The following is a 19,210-nucleotide window of genomic DNA, read 5'->3' on the forward strand; positions in this document are numbered from 1 at the left end:
GATGCGTTTCCGCGATTTACCGCTGAACAACAAGATGATGTTGATTATCGGTCTGACCGTCGGTGCCGGTCTGCTGATCAGCACCCTGCTCTTTGCCGGCTCGGAGATCGACGACAACCGTCAGGCCGAGCTGGCCAAGCTCAATGGCATGGCCGAGATTCTGGCCGCAAGCAGCACCGCGGCGATCGCCTTCGCCGACACGGCTGCGGCCAGAGAAACGCTGGCCGGCCTGCGCATTCGTCCCGAAGTCAGCGGCGCTTCGATCACCCTGCACGACGGCACGCTCTTCGCGCACTATCCTGCCGACCAGACGCCGGTGGCCGCAACGAGTCCCGGCGCCAGCGCCGCGCTCGTCGCCGGCGCCTACTGGGGCAACTCGCTGAAGATCGAGTACCCGATCCGCCAGGGCAAGGAAGTTATCGCCACGCTGAGCATCGAATCCGATCTCACGCCGATGTGGCAGGACATCACCCAGCGCATGCTGGTCGTCCTCGGTGGCGCCCTGATCGCCTTCGGCGTCGCCCTGCTGCTCGCCGCGCGCCTGCAACGTTCGGTTTCGGCGCCGATTCTGGTGCTCAGGCAAGCGATGCACCGGGTGGGCACCGACAAGGACTATGCGCAGCGGGTAATGATCGATCAGCGCGACGAGATCGGCGACCTGATCACCGGCTTCAACGTCATGCTCAGCGAAGTCCAGCTGCGCGACCAGGAGCTTGCCAAGCACCGGGCGACACTTGAAGATCAGGTCGAGCAGCGCACCGCACAACTGCGCCAGGCAAAGGAACAGGCGGAAAGTGCCAACGTCGCCAAGTCCCGCTTTCTGGCCAACATGAGTCACGAAATCAGGACCCCGATGAACGGCGTCATCGGCATGGCCGACCTGCTCATGGAGACGCCGCTTTCAGCACAGCAACGACGCTACACCGAGACCCTGCGCGTTTCGGCCGAGTCGCTGTTGCACCTGCTGAACAACGTTCTCGACCTGTCGAAAATCGAGTCCGGTCGACTGGAAATCGAGCATCTGGCCTTCAGTCCACAGCAACTCGTCGAGGAGGTCGTGCAACCGTTTCGTGAAATGGCCTCGGCCAAGGGCGTGCTGCTCAGCCTGGTAATTGACCCGGACGTGCCCGCGGCTGTCAGCGGCGATCCCTACCGCATCAAGCAGATCGTCAGCAACCTGCTCAGCAACGCCGTCAAGTTCACCGAACGCGGCTCGATTGCCGTCTCCCTGACTTGCGAATGCACAGACCTTGCCCAGCCCGAGTTGGGGTCGGCAGATGCCGGGGACTGCGCCCTGTGCTACGCAGTCATCGACACCGGGGTCGGCATCTCGCCAAAAAATCGCGACAAGCTGTTCGCGCCTTTTTCACAGGCGGACGATTCGACGACGCGCAAGTTTGGCGGCACCGGTCTCGGCTTGGTGATCATTCGCGAACTGGCGCAGCGCATGGCCGGCGAGGTCGGCTTCGAAAGCGAGCCTGGACGCGGCTCGACCTTCTGGTTCCGGCAACGGGTACAGCGGCACACGCAAGTACTGCCGCAACCGGCATGGCTTTCACAGCAGGCACGCAGGCTGAGCGGACGCGTACTGCTCGTCGAAGACAATGAGGTCAATCGCGAGATCGCTGGCGCCATCCTCGACACCCTCGGATGCCAGGTGGACTGTGCTCACGACGGCGCACAAGCGGTAGTTGCGGCGCGTGCGGGGATCTACGACCTGATCCTGATGGATTGCCAGATGCCGATCATGGACGGCTTCGCAGCCACTCGTCAAATCCGCAGCGAAGAGCAGCAGACGGAGCGTGCCCGGTGTCCGATCATTGCCCTGACCGCCAACGCGCTGGCTGGAGACCGCGAACAATGCCTGGCCGCCGGCATGACCGATTACCTGGCCAAGCCGATCAACCGCGCGCAACTCGCCGCGGCACTGGAGCGCAACCTTCCCGCGACGCCAGCGCCGTGTGGCGACAGCGGTCAGCCTGCGGCCAGCGATGCCAAGTCCATCAGCCAGGTTCAGCCGGACACGCCAGCGGCTTTCGACCCCCGCCTGGTGCAGGCTCTGCCGATGGTCGCCGATGGCAGCAATCCGGCCTTCGCCGACCGCATCCTCGATATGTTCACCAGCAACGCCACCCAGATCCTCGAGGCCATCGAAGCGGCGAGCGCGAGCGGCGACGCGACCACCTTGCAGCGTTCCGGGCATACGCTCAAGTCGTCGAGCGCCACGGTCGGCGCGCTGGCACTGTCCGAACAAGCCAGGCAGCTCGAAATGCTGCTGCGCGCCGGCAGCTCGCCGGCCAGCGACTGGCCGTCCAGGCTCAGGCACGCCTATGACGAATTCGCCGACAAGCTGGCACAATATCGCATCACCAAGTTTCCAGCAGGATGACATCGCCGACAAACTTGCCGATGCGGTACGGCGCGCCGGCATTTCGGCACAGCAACCGGTCCTTGAACTAACCGAGTCCTTGCTCATGGTCGACGCCGAACGCACCATCGCTCGACTGCACAGTTTGCGCGACCAGGGCTTCAGCCTGTCGCTCGACGATTTCGGAACCGGCTAGTCGTCCTTGAGCTATCTCAAACGATTTCCGATCGATGAACTGAAAATCGACCGCGCCTTCGTCAACGACGTCGCCTGCGGCGGCGAGGTCGCGATGCGGCCTTGAGGCAGGAGTGCACGACGCTCGCCGGTGGAGTGAATCCCTGATCAACAGCACTTCGCAAGGAGGTCGTGCCAGCTCAGCCCAGCGCCCACCTGCCGCCAGTACTCGCGGCGTCTGGCGACGCTCGCCTGGCGATCGATCGGCACTTCGATCAGCGTCGCACCACCGCGCTGCAGCGCCCGCTCGACGCTGGCCGTGAATTCGGCCAACGAACTGACACGCTCGCCGGCGCTGCCGAAGCTTTGGGCGGCGGCGATCAGGTTGATGCTCTGCGGGGTCAGCCAAGCGCGCTCGAACTCGGGCAAAGCGGCGACCGGCAAATAATCGAAGATGCCACCGCCACCGTTGTTGAGCACCACGACAATGATGTCACGGCCGCTGGCTGCGGCCAGTGCGCTCAGATCGTGCTGCGCGGTCAGGTCGCCGACCAGCGCCACGCAGGGGCCATCGCTGGCGATCCCCAGCGCAGTCGACAAATTGCCGTCGATGCCGCTGGCACCGCGATTGCCGAAGAAGCGCAGCGGCTTGTCGCTGCTGCCCGAAAAGGCATCAAGGTCACGAATCGCCAGCGAGTTGCCACAGAACAGGCGATGGCCCGCCGGCAGGATTTCGAGCAGCGCCGGAATCAGCATGCCTTCGAAGTTCTCCGACGCCTCGGCAGCGTTTGCGCAGGCCACGAACGGTGCTCTTGCCACGGCCTCGGCGGCGGCTTCGGCCTGCGCAAACGCGTCCCGCCAGCCGGCCGGCACGGGTTTCCCGCCGCCCGCCAGCAGAGCCTGACAAACCTCTAGCGGATCGGCCTGAAGCAGCCTGCTGGCGGCGTGCTGCGGATCCGGCCAGCGGCTGTCCGGGCTGATCACCACCTGCACCGCTGGCCCAGCCCTGCGCAACCAGTCCTGCAGGGTACGGGTGACAGGAAAGGCGCCGAAACGCAGCAGCCATTCCGGCCTTGCCGCAGCGAGCGGCGATGGCTGGCGCAGGAAGCTCTCGTAACGCACGCAGAGCCGGCTGCGGTCGTGCGCACCAAAACGCAGGTTCGACAGTGGTTCAGCAAGGATCGGGCAGTCGAGCTGCGCGGCCAGCGCGCTCACTGCGTCGGCAAATCCCGGCGGATAGTCGGCGCCACCACAGACGATCAGCCCGGGACGAGCGTTAATCTCGGCCAGCGTCTCGCTGATCGCCTGCGGCCTGGGCATCAGCAGCGGGGCGGCGACGCTGATCGCCGACGGACAGGCCGTGGCCGCATGCGTCGCGAGCAGGTCGCCGGCCGGCAACAGCGGTTCGCGGAAAGCCAGATTGAGATGCACCGGACCCGGCAGCGGCCAGCGGCTATCGGCGAGCACCCGCGCCGCCAGGCGCTGCAGGTAAGCAGGTGAGAAGTCGGCATCGGGCAGCGGCGGCGCATGGAAGGAACGCACGTGCCCGCCAAACAGCTGCTGCTGGTCAATCGTCTGGTTGGCGCCCCAGCCGAGCAGCTCGGGCGGGCGGTCGGCCGACAGCAGCAACAGCGGCACGCTGCCAAGATCGGCTTCGATGAGCGCCGGAAACCAGTTCGCCGGCGCCGAACCCGAGGTACACAGCAACGCCGCCGGCTGCCGCGTGGCCTTGGCCACGCCCAGCGCGCAGAAGGCGGCGCTGCGCTCGTCGAGGATGACCTGGCAGCGGATCGCCGGCTGACGCAGGAAGGCCAGCGCCAGCGGACTCGAACGCGACCCCGGCGAAAGCACCACGTCGCGCAGTCCGGCAGCGGCCAGGGCATCGACCAAGGTCTGCGCCCAGCGCAGGTTGAGCAGACCGCTGTCGGCGGCGGCGCTCATGCGCTCCGGCTCACCTGGCCAGGTACGCCGCGCAGGGCTTGGCCCAGGGGCTGGCGCAAGGCTTCGGCGATCACCGCCATCTTGGCTTCGGTTTCGGCGAATTCCTGCGCCGGGTCCGAGCCGGCGACGATACCCGCCCCCGCGAACAGCTCGGCTTCGCTACCCTTTATGCGCGCGCAGCGCAGCGCGACGACCGCTTCACCGTCACCGTCACGGTCGATCCAGCCGATGCCACCGCTGTACCAGGCGCCACGGCGATCGCCGTGGCTGCGCAACCAGTGCCGCGCAGCGCCGCTCGGGACGCCGCCCACCGCAGGCGTCGGGTGCAGGCACGCAATCAGGTCGAAAAGCCCGACCCCCGGCCGCACGTGCCCGCGGACGCGCGTCCGCAAGTGCTGCAGCTCACGCAACTGCAACACTTCCGCCGGTGTCGGCGATGCCAGCACAGCACAGAGTGGCAGCAGTGCGGCACGAACAGCATCGACCACCAACTGCTGCTCGTGGGTGTTCTTGTCGTGCTGCAGCGCCAGCACACTCGCTGCGCGAGGATTTGCTGCCGCCACCGGCCAAGCCGTACCAGCGAGCGCATCGGCCTCGACAAGGCCGTGGCGCAGCGAGACCAGACGCTCGGGCGTGGCGCCGAGAAAACACTGCTCGCGCTCACCGACGCCGTAGATGGTGCATTCGGGATGGCGATCGGCGAGCGCGGCCAGCAAGGCTGCCGGGTCAATGCGCTTGCTGCTGTCGACGTATACGCTGCGCGCGAGAACCAGCTTGTCGACGCCGCCGCCGGCGATCGCAGCCAGGGCGGCGCGGGCTCGCGCCAGGAACGCCCGATCGGCCAGCGCGGCGCTGCGGCGGCGCACGACGCTGGCCGCAGCGGCCGGGGCTGGCGTCCGCTCTGGCGCCCGCTCTGGCGACTGAGCAGCACGCAAAGCGCTGCGCCAGCGTTCGATGGCGCTTTCACCTTCGCGCACCGCGCAGCTGAAAGTGGCCGTGCAGCGACCCGCTCGATTGGCCAACAAAATGGCAGGCACCAGCAGGCGCGCGTTCGGCAAGTCGTCGGCGCTGTCGGCAGCGTTCCGGGTGTTCTCGGTGTTCTCAGCGAAGGCGAAACCGATATGCGCCGCGGGAACGAAACCGGTGTGCTGCCAGTCGTCGTGCTCCCAGACCGGCGCCAGACCGGAAAAAGCGGCCTGCAAGGCCGAAAAACGCGCCGCACCGGCGCTCGTGAAACTCATCGCGCTGCCAATGGCGAGGCGAAAGTCGCCGCCTGCGCCAGTGCGCTGAGGGCTGTCCCTGCCAGCCTCCGTCGGCCGCGCCCACCAGTTGAGCTGCGCTTGCGCGAGATCGACGTCCAGCCAGCGCTCATCCTTCCCTGCGCCGAGATCGAGCGTGACGCTGAGCAGGCCCCGCGCCGCCGCCGCCGCCAAGCGCGCGCGCAAACGCCGCCGCAAGAGTGCACTGCGCGGGCCATCGAGCAGCTCAGCGAGGTTCATGCATTCACTCATTCACTCATTCACTCATTCACTCATTCACTCATTCACTCATTCATCCATTCATTCATTCATTCATTCATTCATTCATTCTTTCACCCACTCACCTGCGCGAGCTCGCGCAAGGCGCGCCGTTCGATCTTGCCCATGGCGTTGCGCGGCAGCGCATCCAGGCGCAGCAGCCGACGCGGCCGTTTGGCCGCCACCAGATGCTGCCGGCTCCAGTCGTGCAGCGCGCCGAGCTCGGCCGGACCGACGATCAGGGCAACCAGCAGGTCACCCCAGAGCGGATCGGCAACGGCGGTCACCGCGACGTCGATGACGCCGGGGCAAGCCGCCAGGCAGGACTCGACTTCGAGCGGGTGCACGTTGACGCCGCCGCTGATCAGCATGTCGTCGGCACGGCCGAGAATGCTGAGCCGTCCGTCGGCGTCGAAACGGCCCAGGTCAGCGGTCGGCAACCAGCCGTCTTCAAGGCCGTCACCGCGCTGCCAGGCCGGGTTCAGGTAGCCGGCCATGACCTGCGCGCCGTGTAAATGGAGACGCCCGTCGGCAGCCACCCGGGCGCGCAGCCCGCTCAGCAAGTGACCGACCTGGCCCGCCTGCCAGTTGCCATCCGGCCGTAGCAGCGTCGCCGCCTGCGCCGTCGACTCGCTCATTCCCCAGCTCGGGCAGATCGGCCAGCCGCTCGCCAGGGCGCGCTCGCAGAGCGGCCGCGACAAGGCCGCGCCACCGATCAGTGCATGGCGCAGACTGCGCGGCGGCGACGCGCCCTGCGCCACGTCAAGCAGGCGCGCCAACATCGCCGGAACCAGCGACAGGTGACTGACAGGGCGGGCGTGCAGATCGTCCCAAACGGCAGCCGCCGAAAAACCGTCATGCAAGAGCAGCGTCGCCGCGGCGCGCAAACACCGGCCAAGGATGGCGATACCGCCGATGTGATGCAGCGGCAGACAGGCCAGCCAAAGGTCTCCGGGGTGTAGCGGCAGGCGCTCGTTCGCAGCCGCGGCGGCGGCGTCGATATTGGCCTCGCTGAGCATCACCACCTTGGGCGCGCCCTCACTGCCACTGGTGGCAATCAGCAGCGCCAGATCGGTGGCCGCATCGGCAACACTGGCGTCATTGGGCGCGTCGCCTGCCTTGCTCCTCCCGTGCCCAGCAGCGAGCGACGGGGAAGCTGCGGGTGAAAGGTCCAGGCTATCGGGCAGCGGCGAAAGCTGCTGCAGGCGACCGCCAGCAAGCGCTTGCAGCCTCGGCCAGGCGGCCTCGGCGAGGAGCGGATCGAGCGGGAGAAAAGCCACTTTCGCCGTCGCACAGGCCAGCGCCGCGAGCGCCAGTTCGCCAGCGCCCGCGGCGATGGCCACGGCGTCGCCAGCCGCCAGCCCTTGCGCACGGAGAAAGCCGCCAGCGCGCTCAGCCAGAGACGCCAATTCGTCGTAGCGCCATTCGCCGCGCGTGCTCAGCAAAGCGAGCTCCGAGGGGTGCTGGCCTGCGTTCGCATGCAGCCAGCGCACGAACGGGCTGCGCCTCTCTGGAAAAGGCGCAGTTTTTTTTGTCGGCAGAAGGGAAGACGAGGCGTGGGTCACTGTGAACGGCAAGACATGGCGCCAAGATTATACGCAGCCGCCCTGGCTCCCGCCCATGCTGCCGATCAAGAAAAACGCCGCACGCGTCCTGGGCGCTACTCGGCGATGCCAGCGAGCAGCACCGCTTCGCCGCCTCGGCGGACCCTGCTAAACTCGGACCATGTGTGGACGCTATGCCCTCGATGCCCCGCGCTCGCAGCTCTCACGACGCTTCGCCCTCGACGAATGCGTCGAGCTGAGCGCCCGCTACAACATCGCCCCGACCAGTGACGTCGCGGTCATTCGCCAGTCGCCAGAGGGGCAACGCGTTCTCCACCGGCTGCGCTGGGGGCTCTTGCCGCACTGGGCGAAAGACCCGGCAATCGCTGCCCGCCTGATCAACGCCCGCGGCGAGCCATTGGCCGCGCTGGCCGCAACAGCCGCCTTTCGCGACGCTTTCCGCAAGCGCCGCTGCCTGCTTCCGGCCAGCGGTTTCTACGAATGGCAAAAAGTCGCCGCGCGACCTGGCTCGGCACGCAAACAGCCCTTCTACACCTCTCTGCAATCGGGTGAAGTGATGGCCTTCGGTGGACTCTGGGAAGCTTGGACCGCACCGAGCGGCGAAGTGATCCGCAGCTGCTGCATCGTCACCACCGCCGCCAACCAGGGCCTGCAGGCAATCCACGAGCGCATGCCGCTGATTCTTGCTCCCGAACACTGGCAGGACTGGCTGAGCGCCCCGGTCGACCAGGCGGCAGCGCTGATCCGCCCCTGCCCGGACGGCGTCCTGCAAAGCTGGCCGGTCAGCCCCCGCGTTGGCAAGGCCAGCGCGGACGACCCAGCCCTGATCACCGCGCTGCATGGAGACGAGCCATGAAAACCAGCAGCAGCACGATCGCCCGACACCGAGCTACTGGGAACGAACGGGAGGCCGCGGCGCGACGCCCTGCCGCGGCTCACAGATCATCATGCCTGAGCGGATCTTGCGCCATCGTCATCCGCCGATGACCTGCGTTTTGTAGCATAATCGCCGGCAAATGCCGGACTCGAAACTTTCTTGATCAGCTTCGTCGACCCCGAACGCTACCGTTTGATGAAGGCGACGGGCAAGCTGCCGTCGCCGAAAGGCGTCGCCTTCGCGATCATCACCCTTCTGCAACGGGACGATTTCCGGGTTACGGAACTGGTGCGACTGGTGCAGTCGGATCCGGCGATTGCCGGACGCCTGCTCAAGTTCGCCAACGCCGCCGCCTTTGGCCGCACGCGGCCGATTGTTTCCCTGCAACGGGCGATTGTCGCCCTCGGATCGTTCAAGGTCCGCGATCTGGTGATCGGGCTGTCGGTGATGCACAGCCACAAGAGCGGCCAGTGCGTCGAATTCGATTACACCGCTTTCTGGGGCCATTCGCTGGCCACCGGCATCGCTTGCCAGGAACTCGCCCGTTTCGCACAGATTTCGAGCGAAGACATCTTCACCATCGGCCTGCTGACCCGGGTCGGCGAATTGGCGATGGCCTCGCTGTACCCCGACGAGTACGCCGAGGTACTGATCGCGGTGAAGGAGCTGCATCAGGATCTGGCCACTCTCGAGCGTGAACGCTTCGCCATGGACCATCGCCAGCTTGGCGCCACCATGCTCGCCGAGTGGGGCTTGCCGGACATGCTGATCCAGGCCGCCTACCATCAGGAGCAACCCGATGTCGCCGGTTTTCCGGATGGCTCGCGTTTGCAGACGCTGACCCACTCGCTCAATTTTGCCTGCTCGCTGGCCGAAATCTGCATGGCCGACGAGGAGGCACGCTGGAGCCTGCTGCCGGGTCTGCTGACCCGGGCCGCGCGCCTGGGAGTCAGCGGTGACGCGCTCAACGACATGGTCGACCGCATGGCGCGGCGCTGGCGTGAGTGGGGAGCGACGCTGCAGGTACGCACGCAGGAGCTGCCGCCCTTCGCCGAAATCCTCGCCGCCAGCCCGCCGAGCCGACGGGTCAGCGCCGCCAGTCCCGAACACAGCGGCAAAGCGGCTGCGCCGCGCCTGCAGGTGCAGATCCTCGGCGTTCCGGCGCCCGAGCTGCCCGCCTTGATGGAACAGATCGAAAGTCTCGGACATCTGCCAGTGCTGCTGGACAGCAGCCCCGAAGGCCTGAAGCAGGCGCTGCGTCAGCCCGCCCAGATCGTCATTGCCGACATGTCGATGCCCGGCCTCAAGCCGGCCGTCTTCTGCCGCATCCTGCGCCAGACCAGTGCCGGCAAGGAGACCTACGCCCTGCTCCTGGCATCGCCGGATAGCGAGGGCCATATCATCGAAGCCATCGACGCGGGCGCCGACGACGTACTGGTCAAACCGCTGACCGTCCAGACCTTGCGCGTGCGCCTCAATACCGCCACGCGCATGATCCTGCTGCGCGAGGAGATTCAACGCGAGCGCCGCGGCATCATGCGTTCGACCGGCGAGTTCGCCGTCGCCCACAAGCGCCTGCTGCAGGAGGCGCTGACCGATACCCTGACGCAACTCCCGAACCGACGCCACGGCCTCGACTTCCTGGCTTCCGAATGGGCATTCGCACAGTCCAACGCGCTACCCATGGCCTTCCTGCTGCTTGACATCGACCACTTCAAGCGCATCAACGACAGCCACGGACACCCCGCCGGCGACGCCGTCCTGCGCCAGCTCGCGGACCTCCTCAAGCGCACCTCACGTGGCGAAGACCTGGTTTTTCGCTACGGTGGCGAGGAGTTCGCCGCGGTGCTGCCCAATGCCAGCGTGCGCGCCGCAGCGCAGATCGCCGAACGCATCCGGGCCTTCGTCGAAAAGTACAACTTCCTGTGGAACCATCAGACTCTGCCAGTCACCGTGAGCATCGGCGTAGCGTCCGCCAGCGCTTCCGACAAAAACAGTCAGGCGCTGATCCAGGCCGCCGACACAGCGCTCTACCAGGCCAAGAACGAAGGCCGCAACCGGGTCGTCGTCGCCAGCTGACGCCCAGCTCAGGGGGCGAGCAAGGCCAGGGCGTGATGGCGCAGGTGATCGTCGATGAAGCTGGCGATGAAGTAGTAGCTGTGGTCGTAACCAGGGTGCACCCGCAGGCGGAGCGGATGGCCGGCAGCCGCGCAAGCCTGACGCAACTTCTCGGGCTGCAGTTGCGCGACCAGAAAACCGTCGGCCGCGCCCTGATCGACCAACAGAGGCAGGCGCTCGCCGCCTCGGGCGATCAGTTCGCAAGCATCCCACTCTTTCCAGCTGGCTCGATCTTCACCGAGGTAAGCGGCGAAAGCTTTCTGCCCCCAGGGGCTGTCGAGGGCGTGGCTGATCGGTGCAAAAGCCGACAGCGAGCGATAACGGCCGGGGTTGCGCAGCGCACAGATCAGCGCACCGTGGCCGCCCATCGAGTGACCGCTGATGCCGCGCCGCGCGTCGATCGGCAGCAGCTCTTCGAGCAGTGCCGGCAACTCCCAGACCACGTAGTCGTGCATCCGATAGTTCTCGGCCCAGGGCTGTTGCGTGGCGTTGAGGTAGAAACCGGCGCCGTGGCCGAAATCCCAGGCGCCTTCCGGATCGCCGGGTACCTGCGCACCACGCGGGCTGGTGTCGGGCGCGATGATGGCCACGCCCAGTTCGGCCGCAAGGCGCTGGGCGCCCCCTTTGTGGACGAAGTTCTCGTCGCTGCAGGTCAAGCCGGAGAGCCAGTACAGCGCCGGCACCGTGCCCAGCTCGGCCTGTGGCGGCAGATAGACGGCAAACACCATCTCGCAGCGCAGCGTCGCCGAGTAATGCCGATAACGGCGCTGCCAGCCATCGAAACAGCAATTGGCAGCGATCTCTTCGAGCGCCCCGGCAGTCACCGTCATGGCCGTCAGAAGTGGATCACCGAGCGGATGCTCTTGCCGGCGTGCATCAGCTCGAAAGCGTGGTTGATGTCCTCCAGCCCCATGGTGTGCGTAATGAAGGTATCAAGCGGAATCTCGCCGTTTTGCGCGCGGGCGACATAGCCGGGCAGTTCGCTGCGGCCACGCACGCCGCCAAACGCCGACCCCCGCCAGACGCGGCCCGTCACCAGCTGGAAGGGTCGCGTCGAGATTTCCTCGCCAGCGCCGGCGACGCCGATGATCACCGCTTCGCCCCAGCCCTTGTGACAGCACTCGAGCGCCGCGCGCATCACCTTGACATTGCCGATGCACTCGAAGGAGTAGTCGACGCCGCCATCGGTCAGGTCGACAATCACGTCCTGGATCGGGCGGTCGTAATCCGCCGGATTGATGCAGTCGGTCGCCCCCAGTTGCCGGGCAATGGCAAATTTTCCCGGGTTGGTGTCGATGGCAACGATCCGCGCCGCCTTGGCCATCACCGCACCAATCACTGCCGACAGGCCGATACCCCCAAGGCCAAAAATCGCCACCGTTGCCCCCGGCTCGACCTTGGCGGTATTGACCACCGCACCAATGCCGGTGGTCACGCCACAGCCGAGCAGACAGACCTTCTCCAGCGGCGCATCCTTGGCGATCCTGGCCAGCGAGATTTCCGGCAGCACGGTGTACTCGCTGAAGGTCGACGTGCCCATGTAATGGAAAATCGGCTTGCCCCGGTGCGCGAAACGGCTGCTGCCGTCGGGCATCAGGCCCTTGCCCTGCGTGGCGCGAATCGCCTGGCAGAGATTGGTCTTGCCCGAGGTACAGAACTTGCATTGCCCGCACTCGGGCGTGTACAGCGGAATCACGTGATCACCGACCGCGACCGAAGTCACGCCGGGCCCGATGGCCTCGACGACGCCGCCGCCCTCGTGGCCAAGAATGCTTGGAAAAATCCCTTCGGGATCGGCACCGGAGAGCGTAAACGCATCGGTATGGCAAACGCCGGTAGCGACGATGCGCACCAGCACCTCGCCACTGCGCGGCGCCTCGACGTCGACTTCGGTAATTTCCAGAGGCTGTCCCGCCGCCCAGGCAATGGCAGCACGTGCTTTGATCATCGACAACTCTCCTCAATCGTTAATGTGATAGTCGCGCAACAGCTTGCCATCGGCCGTATGTCAGTGCAGGTCTTTCACTTTCAGGCGCGGCAAACGGAGGACTTCGACCCCCTCCTCACGCAATGCCTCATATTCCTCGTCGCTCGCCTGCCCCCGAATCGAGCGCTCCGGCGTCTCCAGGTAGTGGATCTTTCTGGCCTCTTCGGCGAAGTGCTCGCCGACGTCCTCGCAATTGGCAAGCAGCATGGTCGTCAGTTGTTGAAGGGAGGAACGCGCGCCGGCACGCGGATCGATCGCCGGCGACGACGGAACGGGAGCGGCGACTGTCGCACTTGACGCGGCTGACATGGGTGGCATGGGTGGCATGGGTGACGGAGCCACTTCCGAACCCTTCGACTGACGACCCACATGCAGCGCCGACGGCACCCGACGAACCTGCAGCGAACCACAGTCCGGGCAGCTGATCAGCGAACGCAATGACTGGCTGTCGAAATCCTCGCGCGACTGGAACCAGCCTTCGAAGCGATGCTCGTGCTGACAGGAAAGATCGAAAATGATCATCGGGAACCAGCGCAGAAAGCCTGCAGTAAAGGGATCGTGCCCGGAGCCGGGATCGAACCGGCACAGCCGCAAGGCCGAGAGATTTTAAGTCTCTTGTGTCTACCTATTCCACCATCCGGGCGATGCAAGCCATTATACCTGCCCCGAAATGAAAGAAAGGGAAAGTGCTTTACGCACTTTCCCTTCGATATCTGGAGCGGGAGAAGAGTCTCGAACTCTCGACCTATACCTTGGCAAGGTATCGCTCTACCAACTGAGCTACTCCCGCTTGGAAGCATTTCTGGTGCCGCTCGACGCGTCGGGAAGACCCGCTACGAATCGAAAGATTCGCGACCACCAGCGCCGCGCATTATCCGGATGCTTGCGGCTGCTGTCAACCCGCAACTCGTTTTCGACGACAGCGCCCTGCACTTTGCCAAGCGCGGCTGTCCAGGCTGGCAGCAGGCCCGCAGACCCACCGGCTAGGGCGTCGGCTCGGTCACGAAGGCGATTTTCACCAGACCCGCACGCTGCGCGTCGGCAAGCACCTCGGTGACGCGCTCGTAGCGCGTTCCACGGTCGGCGCGCAGATGTAGTTCGGGCTGTCCGCCAGCGGCGTTGATGGCCAGGAAGCGCGCCGCCATGTCGCTGCGCTCGACCGCCTGGCCGTCGATGAAAACGTCACCGGCAGCGTCGATGGCCACCGACAACACTTGCGGTGGATCATCGAGCCGGCTGGCATCGACGCGCGGCAGGTCGATCGGCAGGGCTTCGTGAAAGAGCGGTGCGGTGATGATGAAGATCACCAGCAGCACCAGCATCACGTCGACCAGCGGCGTGGTATTAATTTCTGCCATCGGCTGGCTGCTGCCACTGTTTTCGAATGAACCGAATGCCATGCTGCCCTCCCCCTTGTTCAGGCGCTACGCCCGGCACGAACGGCGCCCAGATCGACCAGCTTGTCACCCGGCCGGCCACGCAGACCGGTGGTCAGGTAGGCGTGCAGGTCATGCGCAAAGCCGTCCAGGCGCGCCAGCGTCAGGCGATTGCCGCGGGTGAAGGCGTTGTAGGCGAGCACCGCAGGAATCGCCACGAAGAGGCCACCGGCGGTCATGATCAGCGCCTCACCGACCGGGCCGGCAACTTTGTCGAGGACCACCTGGGTGGCGCCCGAGAGACCGACCAGAGCGTGGTAGATACCCCAGACAGTCCCGAACAGGCCGATGAACGGCGCCGTCGAGCCCACCGAAGCCAGGAAGGTGAGTCCGGATTCGATGCTCGCCTGTGCTTCAACGATCTGGCTGCGCAGCGAGCGCGTGACAAACTCGCTGACGCTGACCCCGGCGCCGATGCCGCGATCGGAGTGCTGGTGGTGCAAGCCGGCGGCGTTGGCACCGGCAACCGCCATGCTGGTGAAGATGCCGGTGCGATCCTCCAGCCGGATCGCCTCGATCGCCGCCGGCAGGCTAGGCGCACCCCAGAACGAAGCCAGTGCGCGCGCATGACAACGCTTGGCCTGCCAGACCGCGTAGGCTTTGCTGGCAATCACATACCAGCTGAGCACTGACAGCAACACCAACAGTGTGGCCACCGAATGCGTCACCACATCGCCCTGTGCCCAGAACTGCGCCAATCCCAACTCCATTCGCATAGTCTCTTCCACTTCCCTGTTCAACCCTTGAGCGTGAATTGTAGCGGTACCAGCACTGACGACTCGATGGCCGTCGCGCCGCGCCTGGCGGGGACGAATCGCCAACGTTCGACAGCCGCCCTGGCCGCTTCGTCGAGGCGTCGAAAACCGCTCGCCTGTTTGATCTCGACGCTCAGCGGCAGGCCCTCGGCGCTGACCATGACGCGCAGAACGACACGCCCCTCCTCACCCATTCGCCGCGAAGCCGCCGGATAGACGGGAGGCGGGTTGCGCAGATAGTCGGCGTCGAATCGCGCCCCAACCGCTGGCAGAGGCGCCGCAAGCGCCAGCGGTGATGCCACTGCCGCCGACGCTGCTGGCGGCGCGACGGCGAATGGAGTCGCCGCAACTGCCGTAGGCGCCGCCGTCAGTAGCGCCGGCGGCGTTGGCAATAGCTTCTTCGCAGGCGCCGGCAATGCGCGCGCCGCCTTCTGCTGGTGGAGCTTTCGCGGCGCTTTGACGGGTGCTGGCAGCGCCACCGCGGCTGGCGGTTCAAGCGCCTTGGCCACCTTTGGCGGTTCGACCGTCCTGCTTTCTTCGACTTTTGCCCGCGCCGGGGCGAGTTCCAGGACGCGCACGGTCAGCACCGGCAAGGGCTCCGGAGGGGTGTGCCCGCTGACCATTCCAAAAGCGAGAAACAGGCCGCTGAGGTGCACGCCCAGGACCAGCAGGACGAGCACAGCCAGCCTCCAGAAAGGCGGCCTGCGCTCTTCCGGCAGTTCGAAGTACCCTGCTGTGCCATGCACCTGGCCCGACATTTCGCCCAACTCCGCCAACTCTGCCTAGCTCAGTGAGCACTGAGCGGTGCTCGAAAGGGCGTCATTGTAAGCCGCCCCAGCAACATCCGGATGCGGCATTTTGTCTCGGTAGAGGCGCTCGCCGTCCGGGAAAGCCAGTGCCGGCAGCACTTCGTTTGCCGGCAGCCGCCATTGTGCCTATGATTCTGCTTCGCGACGTCGAGAAAAAAACGAGTGCCTTGCCGGCCGCCAGCGAGGCACGGAGAAAATGAACCAATGCGGGGGGAAGCAGGCGGATGCAGAAGCTGGGCCGTATGCCAGCCTCCTGAACGTGACGCCGCCCGCCCTGTTACGACGGAGCAAGAGCAACGGCGGGGTTTTTCCCTTCGCAAGTGTCTATAGCGTGATCGAAGGACGAAAAGAGGTCAAAGTGCAGGGATCGAGTGAGATGTTGATCCGGGGAAACGACTATCCGCTCAAATCCGCCGAGCGCTCCTTCGAGAGGCAACACAACGCCAATTCCCATGTCCGTGGACGCCTGTTCGCGCTGATCGATTACCTCAACCGCATGCAGCAGAAGTAGGCGCTGCACTGCCACTTGCAAACGAATCGCCTCGCTATGCCGCTCGCCACCCAGCACTCCACGTATGGGTACCGGCCGCCGACGTTGCGGAGCCATGCTCGCGACTTGGCAAGCGCAAAGGGTATGAAATCCTGCACAATGCCGGCCTTTCCCCCCGGGCCGCGACGACTTCGCGGCAGGAAGTGCCAAAATGTCGCACCGCCGTGCTGTTGCTCTGATGGTCCTGGCCACGCTGCTGTGGAGCATCGCCGGCGTTGTCGCTCGCCAGCTCGATAACGCTGCCAGCTTCGAGATCACCTTCTGGCGCAGCCTCTTCGCGGCGCTGGCTTTGAGTGTGGCGCTGACGCTCATGCGCGGGCCGGGAATGTGGCGTGGTCTGGCGAAAGCGCGCTGGCCGGTCTGGTTCTCGGGCCTGTGCTGGTCGGTGATGGCCACCGCTTTCATGCTCGCGATAAGCCTGACCACGGTCGCCAACGTGCTCATCAGCATGGCCATCACCCCGCTGATGACCGCCCTGTTCGCACGCATTTTCCTGCAGCACCGGCTGCCGGCCAGAACCTGGGTGGCAATTGGCGTGGCTGGCGTGGGCATCGCCGGGATGTTCTGGAAGGACGCGGGCACTGGCCTGTCATTGACCGGAAGCATCGTCGCGATGGCTGTCCCGCTGGCCGCCGCGCTCAACTTCACGATGCTGCAGCACGTCGGCCAGGGCCAGGGCGAACCGGCAAATGGCCCGCGCCACGACATGTTGCCAGCGGTGCTGATCGGCACCATCCTGTCGGCGGCGTTCACCTTGCCACTGGCCTACCCCTTGCAGGCGTCGGCACACGATCTCCAACTGCTGGCCTTGCTGGGCAGCGTTCAACTGGCGCTTCCCTGCCTGATGGTGGTACGCCTGTCGCGCCAGCTAGCGGCACCCGAGATCGCCCTGCTCGGCCTGCTCGAAGTGCTTTTCGGCATCAGCTGGGCGTGGCTCGGTGCCGGCGAAACGCCGCATGCGAGCACGCTGATCGGCGGCGCACTGGTCCTCGCTGCGCTGATCACCAACGAGGCGCTGGCCTTGCTCGGTCGCGGCGCGCAACGGGCGCGCAACGGTCATGCCAGGGAGTGAAGTGCCTGATCAGGGAAGTCAGGGAAATGACTGGCGGTCGGCAAGCGCATATTCCGCCGCTGTCGTGGCGTGAATGCGCGTCGTGTCGAAGAGCGGTACGGCTGCATCCGCAGCATTGACCAGGAGCGAAATCTCGGTGCAGCCGAGAATTACCGCCTGCGCGCCCTTCGCCACCAGCCGGCTGATGATGCGCCGGTACTCGTCGCGCGACGCATCGCGCAGCTGGCCGGCGCACAGTTCGTCGTAGATCACGCGATGGACGATTTCGCGGTCGGCCGCGTCGGGCAGCACGACATCGATCCCCTGCCGTTGCTGGAGCCGTTCCCGGTAAAAGACCTGCTCCATCGTGAAACGCGTGCCGAGCAGGCCGACCCGGGAAAAACCCGCACGCTGGATTTCGTCTGCCGTCGGGTCGGCAATATGGAGCAGGGGCAGTGCGACGGCAGCCTCGATGGCCGGCGCAACACGGTGCATGGTGTTGGTACACAAGACGAGGAAATCGGCACCGGCCGCGTCGAGCGACTGCGCAGCTTGCGCCATCAAGGCGCCGGCCGCGCTCCAGTCACCGCGACGCTGGAGTTCCTCCAACGGCTGGAAATCAACGCTGCAGAGCAGCAGCGGCGCCGAATGCAGGCCACCGAGTCGTTCCTGCACGGTTTCATTAATGATCCGATAGTAGGGAATCGTCGACTGCCAACTCATGCCGCCGATCAGGCCGATAGTTTTCACGCGATTTCCTCCAAACTCCCTCCAGCCTCTTCATTCTCAACAGCGGCGACTCAGATCGCCATCGTTGCCGGTAGTCCACAAGTTCTGCTGCCGATCCCGGCTGAGCCCATTGTCGCCGGCCTGGCGACGAACCGCCATGTTGAAGCCACCGCGAGAGCCCGTTCGCGGCGACGCGGCGGGAAATTTCCTTGAGCTGCTGCTGCAGAATGACCGACAATGATTAACCTGAATCAAGGCAACAGGCCGGCGCGCTCCGGACAATGCCAGCCTGAGCGCAGGATGTCGGCCACGGCGGGCGACGATAGACAAGCCGCTTGCCGACCGAAAAACCGCCGCGCCAGCCGCGCCGCCGCCGCCGCACCCACGGGCGACGAACAACTGGCCAACGCCGCCCTCTTCACTCTGCACAACAGACTTTCGCGACAAGCAAAGACGACCATGAAAATCCTTTCGACGCTGATCCTGTCCATCACCCTGCTGCTCTCGGCGTGTTCTCAGCCCGTGGCTTTCAAGTCCAGCGACATCACCGGCGTCGATTGGGGCAAGACCCTGAGTTTGACCGACCACAACGGCAAGCCGCGCCAGCTGGCGGATTTCAAGGGGCAGGCGATCGTTCTCTTCTTCGGTTATACCCAGTGTCCCGACGTTTGCCCGACGACACTGCTGGCGATGCGTGACGTGCTCAAGCGTCTCGGCGACAGCGCCAGTCGCGTGCAAGTCCTTTTCGTCACCCTCGACCCGGAGCGGGATACCGCGCAACTGCTGTCCGGCTACGTCACCGCCTTCGATCCGAGCTTCATCGGCCTGCGCGGCGACGACGCCGCCACCGCTGTCGCCGCCAAGGAATTCAAGGTCTTCTCCGTCAAACAGGCCGGCAGCACGCCCGACACCTATTCTATCGACCACAGTACCGGCAGCTACGTCTTTGACCCGCAGGGCAAGCTACGGCTGCTGGTCCGCCACGGCGAGCCCGCCGACAGCGTCGCCGCCGACATCAAGCGGCTACTCGATGGTCAATGATCGTTCAGGAAAAATGATATGAAACGCCTTCTCGCGCTACTGCTCCTCACTTTTCTATCACTGCCGCTCGCGGCGGCACCGCCCAGCGCGGAGATCAATCTCGATATCGGCACACCGCCGGTGATCCTGGTCAAGCACACCCTCGCCCAGCGAGGCTCGCGACTGGTCTATTTTTTTGGATCCCGGTGTCATCGGTCTGGGTTACGACGGCATGATCAAGGTGCGTGACGACAGTAGACTCAACCTGCCGCAACTCCAGGTCGTCGGAAAACTCATTGACCAGGAAAACCCG

The 19,210-nt window shown here is 65.4% G+C and carries 18 protein-coding genes and 2 tRNA genes; 8 read left to right on the forward strand and 12 right to left on the reverse strand.

Annotated features, from left to right (window positions below):
• Window position 1: 1 nt before the first annotated feature.
• Complete coding sequence (locus E4Q23_RS07265; protein WP_169066018.1) at window positions 2–2,389, forward strand: ATP-binding protein; 2,388 nt, start codon at window positions 2–4, stop codon at window positions 2,387–2,389.
• Window positions 2,331–2,564 (forward strand): EAL domain-containing protein, encoded by a 234-nt coding sequence (locus tag E4Q23_RS07270; protein ID WP_423753320.1) that lies wholly within the window; start codon window positions 2,331–2,333, stop codon window positions 2,562–2,564. The genes E4Q23_RS07265 and E4Q23_RS07270 overlap by 59 nt, the downstream gene beginning before the upstream one ends.
• A 146-nt stretch (window positions 2,565–2,710) precedes the next feature.
• Here the strand turns inward: E4Q23_RS07270 and menD are convergent, their stop codons facing one another.
• The 3 genes from menD to E4Q23_RS07285 all read right to left on the reverse strand — a co-directional run bounded on the left by menD (window position 2,711) and on the right by E4Q23_RS07285 (window position 7,565).
• Window positions 2,711–4,483: a 2-succinyl-5-enolpyruvyl-6-hydroxy-3-cyclohexene-1-carboxylic-acid synthase gene (gene menD / locus E4Q23_RS07275; protein ID WP_169066019.1), complete on the reverse strand. Its 1,773-nt coding sequence runs from the start codon at window positions 4,481–4,483 to the stop codon at window positions 2,711–2,713.
• Window positions 4,480–5,982, reverse strand: coding sequence for an isochorismate synthase (locus E4Q23_RS07280; protein ID WP_169066020.1), 1,503 nt, complete (start codon window positions 5,980–5,982; stop codon window positions 4,480–4,482). Before E4Q23_RS07280 ends, menD begins: the two co-directional genes overlap by 4 nt.
• Window positions 5,983–6,074: 92 nt before the next feature.
• Window positions 6,075–7,565 (reverse strand): class I adenylate-forming enzyme family protein, encoded by a 1,491-nt coding sequence (locus E4Q23_RS07285; RefSeq protein WP_336511632.1) that lies wholly within the window; start codon window positions 7,563–7,565, stop codon window positions 6,075–6,077.
• 160 nt (window positions 7,566–7,725) lie between these two features.
• Between E4Q23_RS07285 and E4Q23_RS07290 the strand changes: the two genes are divergently transcribed.
• Entirely contained in the window at window positions 7,726–8,421 is a 696-nt protein-coding gene (locus E4Q23_RS07290) for an SOS response-associated peptidase (protein ID WP_169066022.1), read from the forward strand.
• 180 nt (window positions 8,422–8,601) lie between these two features.
• Window positions 8,602–10,521: a sensor domain-containing diguanylate cyclase gene (locus E4Q23_RS07295; RefSeq protein WP_169066023.1), complete on the forward strand. Its 1,920-nt coding sequence runs from the start codon at window positions 8,602–8,604 to the stop codon at window positions 10,519–10,521.
• Window positions 10,522–10,529: 8 nt separating this feature from the next.
• Here E4Q23_RS07295 and fghA read toward each other — a convergent pair whose 3' ends face one another.
• From fghA to E4Q23_RS07335, 8 genes are all read right to left on the reverse strand, one after another.
• On the reverse strand, window positions 10,530–11,390 hold the full coding sequence (gene fghA, locus E4Q23_RS07300; RefSeq protein ID WP_169066024.1) for an S-formylglutathione hydrolase: 861 nt from the start codon (window positions 11,388–11,390) through the stop codon (window positions 10,530–10,532).
• A 5-nt stretch (window positions 11,391–11,395) separates the two neighbouring features.
• On the reverse strand, window positions 11,396–12,508 hold the full coding sequence (locus E4Q23_RS07305; RefSeq protein WP_169066025.1) for an S-(hydroxymethyl)glutathione dehydrogenase/class III alcohol dehydrogenase: 1,113 nt from the start codon (window positions 12,506–12,508) through the stop codon (window positions 11,396–11,398).
• Between the two features lie 60 nt (window positions 12,509–12,568).
• A complete protein-coding gene (locus E4Q23_RS07310) occupies window positions 12,569–13,069 on the reverse strand; it encodes a DUF1178 family protein (protein WP_169066026.1) in 501 nt (166 codons plus the stop codon).
• Window positions 13,070–13,106: 37 nt separating this feature from the next.
• Window positions 13,107–13,190, reverse strand: a tRNA-Leu gene (locus tag E4Q23_RS07315).
• Between the two features lie 71 nt (window positions 13,191–13,261).
• A tRNA-Gly gene (locus E4Q23_RS07320) sits at window positions 13,262–13,337 on the reverse strand.
• Between the two features lie 193 nt (window positions 13,338–13,530).
• Window positions 13,531–13,947 (reverse strand): ExbD/TolR family protein, encoded by a 417-nt coding sequence (locus E4Q23_RS07325; RefSeq protein ID WP_169066027.1) that lies wholly within the window; start codon window positions 13,945–13,947, stop codon window positions 13,531–13,533.
• Between the two features lie 17 nt (window positions 13,948–13,964).
• Window positions 13,965–14,699 (reverse strand): MotA/TolQ/ExbB proton channel family protein, encoded by a 735-nt coding sequence (locus tag E4Q23_RS07330; RefSeq protein WP_169066028.1) that lies wholly within the window; start codon window positions 14,697–14,699, stop codon window positions 13,965–13,967.
• Between the two features lie 20 nt (window positions 14,700–14,719).
• A complete protein-coding gene (locus E4Q23_RS07335; RefSeq protein ID WP_336511624.1) occupies window positions 14,720–15,418 on the reverse strand; it encodes an energy transducer TonB in 699 nt (232 codons plus the stop codon).
• Between the two features lie 325 nt (window positions 15,419–15,743).
• Here E4Q23_RS07335 and E4Q23_RS07340 point away from each other — a divergent pair, with 325 nt between their 5' ends.
• Window positions 15,744–16,058 carry a hypothetical protein gene (locus E4Q23_RS07340; protein WP_169066029.1) on the forward strand — a complete coding sequence of 105 codons (315 nt, stop codon included), beginning with the start codon at window positions 15,744–15,746 and terminating at the stop codon, window positions 16,056–16,058.
• A 190-nt stretch (window positions 16,059–16,248) separates the two neighbouring features.
• Entirely contained in the window at window positions 16,249–17,169 is a 921-nt protein-coding gene (locus E4Q23_RS07345) for a DMT family transporter (protein ID WP_169066030.1), read from the forward strand.
• A gap of 18 nt (window positions 17,170–17,187) precedes the next feature.
• Here the strand turns inward: E4Q23_RS07345 and E4Q23_RS07350 are convergent, their stop codons facing one another.
• A complete protein-coding gene (locus E4Q23_RS07350; RefSeq protein WP_169066031.1) occupies window positions 17,188–17,898 on the reverse strand; it encodes an aspartate/glutamate racemase family protein in 711 nt (236 codons plus the stop codon).
• A gap of 438 nt (window positions 17,899–18,336) precedes the next feature.
• On the opposite strand from E4Q23_RS07350, the gene E4Q23_RS07355 reads away from it, so the two are divergent.
• Window positions 18,337–18,918 (forward strand): SCO family protein, encoded by a 582-nt coding sequence (locus tag E4Q23_RS07355; RefSeq protein ID WP_169066115.1) that lies wholly within the window; start codon window positions 18,337–18,339, stop codon window positions 18,916–18,918.
• An 18-nt stretch (window positions 18,919–18,936) separates the two neighbouring features.
• The gene (locus tag E4Q23_RS07360; RefSeq protein ID WP_169066032.1) at window positions 18,937–19,146 is read left to right on the forward strand and encodes a hypothetical protein; all 210 of its coding nucleotides are present in this window, start codon (window positions 18,937–18,939) and stop codon (window positions 19,144–19,146) included.
• Window positions 19,147–19,210 lie beyond the last annotated feature (64 nt).

The organism is Candidatus Accumulibacter phosphatis (assembly GCF_012939955.1).
Lineage (GTDB): Bacteria > Pseudomonadota > Gammaproteobacteria > Burkholderiales > Rhodocyclaceae > Accumulibacter > Accumulibacter delftensis.

Excerpts from the sequence above, each read along its gene's own strand:
- E4Q23_RS07325 (WP_169066027.1), bottom strand. The coding sequence starts at position 13,947 with ATGGCATTCGGTTCATTCGAAAACAGTGGCAGCAGCCAGCCGATGGCA.
- E4Q23_RS07265 (WP_169066018.1), top strand. The coding sequence starts at position 2 with ATGCGTTTCCGCGATTTACCGCTGAACAACAAGATGATGTTGATTATC.
- E4Q23_RS07345 (WP_169066030.1), top strand. The coding sequence starts at position 16,249 with ATGTCGCACCGCCGTGCTGTTGCTCTGATGGTCCTGGCCACGCTGCTG.
- E4Q23_RS07360 (WP_169066032.1), top strand. The coding sequence starts at position 18,937 with ATGAAACGCCTTCTCGCGCTACTGCTCCTCACTTTTCTATCACTGCCG.
- E4Q23_RS07290 (WP_169066022.1), top strand. The coding sequence starts at position 7,726 with ATGTGTGGACGCTATGCCCTCGATGCCCCGCGCTCGCAGCTCTCACGA.
- fghA (WP_169066024.1), bottom strand. The coding sequence starts at position 11,390 with ATGACGGTGACTGCCGGGGCGCTCGAAGAGATCGCTGCCAATTGCTGT.
- E4Q23_RS07330 (WP_169066028.1), bottom strand. The coding sequence starts at position 14,699 with ATGCGAATGGAGTTGGGATTGGCGCAGTTCTGGGCACAGGGCGATGTG.
- E4Q23_RS07340 (WP_169066029.1), top strand. The coding sequence starts at position 15,744 with ATGAACCAATGCGGGGGGAAGCAGGCGGATGCAGAAGCTGGGCCGTAT.
- E4Q23_RS07310 (WP_169066026.1), bottom strand. The coding sequence starts at position 13,069 with ATGATCATTTTCGATCTTTCCTGTCAGCACGAGCATCGCTTCGAAGGC.
- E4Q23_RS07280 (WP_169066020.1), bottom strand. The coding sequence starts at position 5,982 with ATGAACCTCGCTGAGCTGCTCGATGGCCCGCGCAGTGCACTCTTGCGG.
- E4Q23_RS07305 (WP_169066025.1), bottom strand. The coding sequence starts at position 12,508 with ATGATCAAAGCACGTGCTGCCATTGCCTGGGCGGCGGGACAGCCTCTG.
- menD (WP_169066019.1), bottom strand. The coding sequence starts at position 4,483 with ATGAGCGCCGCCGCCGACAGCGGTCTGCTCAACCTGCGCTGGGCGCAG.
- E4Q23_RS07270 (WP_423753320.1), top strand. The coding sequence starts at position 2,331 with ATGACGAATTCGCCGACAAGCTGGCACAATATCGCATCACCAAGTTTC.
- E4Q23_RS07355 (WP_169066115.1), top strand. The coding sequence starts at position 18,337 with ATGAAAATCCTTTCGACGCTGATCCTGTCCATCACCCTGCTGCTCTCG.